This window comes from Chitinophaga solisilvae (assembly GCF_009928525.1).
GTDB classification, from domain to species: Bacteria; Bacteroidota; Bacteroidia; order Chitinophagales; family Chitinophagaceae; genus Chitinophaga; species Chitinophaga solisilvae.
Genome location: NZ_JAABOK010000038.1, coordinates 1 through 2577, shown reverse-complemented (window position 1 = coordinate 2577; position 2577 = coordinate 1). Strand labels below are relative to the sequence as shown.

The following is a 2577-nucleotide window of genomic DNA, read 5'->3' as shown; positions in this document are numbered from 1 at the left end:
TGATTCCAGCATTTACTAATAAGATAACATATCGGGAAATAGTTGTATACGAACTTAAGCGTAATAAAAGAAAATTAAAGCTTACGGGCAATTAGTATTACTCGGCTGCGATGTTACCACCCTTACACCTGTAACCTATCAACGTCGTAGTCTCCGACGGCCCTTAAAAGTAAACTCATCTTGAAGCAGGTTTCACGCTTAGATGCTTTCAGCGTTTATCCTATCCGTACATAGCTACTCTGCACTGCACCTGGCGGCACAACAGATACACCAGCGGTACGTACGACCCGGTCCTCTCGTACTAAGGTCATGTCCTCTCAATTTACTAACGATCACAACAGATAGGGACCGAACTGTCTTGCGACGTTCTGAACCCAGTTCACGTGCCACTTTAATCGGCGAACAGCCGAACCCTTGGGACCTTCTCCAGCCCCAGGATGTGACGAACCGACATCGAGGTGCCAAACCTCACCGTCGATATGAGCTCTTGGGTGAGATCAGCCTGTTATCCCCGGAGTACCTTTTATCCTTTGAGCGATGGCCCTTCCATGCAGAACCACCGGATCACTTTAGCCAGCTTTCGCTCCTGCTCGGCTTGTTTGCCTCACAGTCAAGCACCCTTTTACTAATGCGCTCTGCGTACGATTACCAACCGTACTGAGGGTACCTTTGCGAGCCTCCGTTACCTTTTAGGAGGCGACCACCCCAGTCAAACTACCCACCAAACAATGTCTCCCCGTTAAGGGATTAGACTCTAAATAACAGAAGGTTGGTATTTCAACGATGACTCCACAACTCCTGGCGAAGCTGCTTCATAGTCTCCCAACTATCCTACACATCTGGCATTCAAAATCAATGTTAAGTTGTAGTGAAGGTTCACGGGGTCTTTCCGTCCCGTTGCGATTAACCGGCATCTTCACCGATACTACAATTTCACCGAGCTCGTGGTAGAGACAGTGTCCAACTCATTAGACCATTCGTGCAGGTCGGAACTTACCCGACAAGGAATTTCGCTACCTTAGGACCGTTATAGTTACGGCCGCCGTTTACTGGGGCTTCAGTCAGAAGCTTTGGGTTACCCCGAACATCCTTCCTTAACCTTCCAGCACCGGGCAGGTATCAGGCTCTATACGTCATCTTTCGATTTTGCAGGGCCCTGTGTTTTTGTTAAACAGTTGGTTGGACCATTTTACTGAGACCGCATCACTGCGGTACGCCTTATCCCGAAGTTACAGCGTCAATTTGCCTAGTTCCTTTACCACGGATCACTCGAGCGCCTGAGAATATTCATCTCGACTACCTGTGTCGGTTTACGGTACGGGCTGCTATAAACGAACCTTAGAGGTTTTTCTTGGAAGTCTGATTAGGGACGTTATCAGCGCGGCCGAAGCTTTGCTGTACTATCAGGTTCATCATCGTCGGCGGATTTTCCTACCAACAATTTAACTACACCCTTTAACGCACTATTCCGTAAGTGCGCAGTCCTTTCACTACTCCGTTACCCCATCGAATTTATAGCAGGTGTTGGAATATTCACCAACTTGCCATCAGCTACGCCTCTCGGCTTTGCCTAAGGACCCGACTAACCCTGATCCGATTAGCGTTGATCAGGAACCCTTAGTCTTACGGCGATAAGATTTTTCATCTTATTTATCGTTACTTATGCCTACATTTTCTTTTCTAAACGCTCCAGCATGTCTCACAACACACCTTCGATGCAGTTTAGAATGCTCCCCTACCGTCTCATACCTAAGTATGAGGCCTAAAGCTTCGGTTGTATGTTTGATGCCCGATTATTTTCCGTGCCCAAACCCTCGACCAGTGAGCTGTTACGCACTCTTTAAATGAATGGCTGCTTCCAAGCCAACATCCTGGCTGTTTTAGGATTTGAACCGCGTTTGTTCAACTTAACATACGATTAGGGACCTTAGCTGTTAGTCTGGGTTATTTCCCTCTCGGCCATGGACCTTAGCGCCCACAGCCTCACTCCCGGAGATTATGTTATAGCATTCGGAGTTTATTAGGGTTTGGTAGGCGGTGAAGCCCCCTAGCCCAATTAGTAGCTCTACCTCTATAACACGTCTATATCCGAGGCTGTTCCTAAAAACATTTCGGGGAGAACGAGCTATCTCTCAGTTTGATTGGCCTTTCACCCCTATCCACAGGTCATCCCATAGCTTTTCAACGCTAATGAGTTCGGACCTCCAGTTGGTTTTACCCAACCTTCATCCTGCCCATGGATAGATCACAAAGTTTCGCGTCTACCCCCACTGACTGTACGCTCTGTTAGAACTCGCTTTCGCTACGGCTCCGGTACTGAAGACCTTAACCTTGCCAGTGAGGAGTAACTCGTAGGCTCATTATGCAAAAGGCACGCCGTCACCATTACTGGCTCCGACCGCTTGTAAGCGCACGGTTTCAGGAACTATTTCACTCTCCTGTTCGGAGTACTTTTCACCTTTCCCTTACGGTACTGGTTCACTATCGGTATCTAAGGAGTATTTAGCCTTACCAGATGGTGCTGGCAGTTTCACACAGGATTCCTCCGGTCCCGCGCTACTCAGGATACTACACGTC

1 rRNA gene is annotated in these 2577 nt (G+C 48.1%); it reads right to left on the bottom strand.

Annotated features, from left to right (window positions below):
- Positions 1-70: 70 nt before the first annotated feature.
- A 23S ribosomal RNA gene (locus tag GWG06_RS30320) occupies positions 71-2577 on the bottom strand; the annotation flags it as partial.